Here is a 278-nt window from a genome sequence, read left to right as displayed (position 1 = left end):
AGTGGGATGCGCTCGTGCTGTACTGCGCCGATGGCCGTGTGGAGATCAGTAACGCGCTGGCCGAGAATGCCCTGCGCTGTGTCAGCCTGGGCCGCAAGAATTTCCTGTTCGCCGGCTCCGACAGCGGAGGTGAACGGGCCGCTGCGATGTATGGCCTGATCGGGACGTGCAAGCTCAACGGGATCAACCCGCGCGCTTACCTTGAATACGTCCTGACTCATATCGCTGACCCCCATCAATCGTGTCGACGATCTGTTGCCGTGGCGCGTTGCCGGGAG

At 62.2% G+C, this 278-nt stretch carries 1 pseudogene; it reads left to right on the top strand.

Annotated features, from left to right (window positions below):
• Window positions 1–278, top strand: a pseudogene (locus P0D80_RS51610) (transposase domain-containing protein); the annotation flags it as partial.

This window comes from Paraburkholderia sp. RL17-373-BIF-A (genome assembly GCF_046030175.1).
Lineage (GTDB): Bacteria > Pseudomonadota > Gammaproteobacteria > Burkholderiales > Burkholderiaceae > Paraburkholderia.
The sequence above is the reverse complement of the archived record's forward strand: the minus strand, read 5'-3'. Positions and strand labels throughout refer to the sequence as shown.